At 65.5% G+C, this 258-nt stretch carries 1 protein-coding gene; it reads left to right on the top strand.

Features of this window, described 5'->3' with window-relative positions; translation table 11 throughout:
• On the top strand, positions 1-258 hold a 258-nt coding region (locus FQ668_RS27750; RefSeq protein ID WP_144180813.1), incomplete at both ends, for an MMPL family transporter.

The raw sequence follows: 258 nt of genomic DNA, 5'->3' as shown, positions 1-258 counted from the left end.
CCTCGCCGGGATCGCCCTGACCGTCGGCATGTCGGTGGACGCGAACGTGCTGATCAACGAACGCATCCGCGAGGAATTGCGCGCCGGCACGTCGCCGCTGGCCAGCATCGCGATCGGCTACGAGAAGGCATCCGGCACCATCCTCGACGCGAACATCACCGCACTGCTCGGCGGTATCGCGTTGTTCTCGTTCGGCTCCGGCCCGATCCGCGGTTTCGCGCTGTCGTTGTGCGTCGGCATCCTGACTTCGATGTACAC

Origin of the sequence: Pseudomonas sp. Kh14 (assembly GCF_900291005.1) — a bacterium.
In the GTDB taxonomy this organism is placed as follows: Bacteria; Pseudomonadota; Gammaproteobacteria; order Pseudomonadales; family Pseudomonadaceae; genus Aquipseudomonas; species Aquipseudomonas alloputida.
The sequence above is the reverse complement of the archived record's forward strand: the minus strand, read 5'-3'. Positions and strand labels throughout refer to the sequence as shown.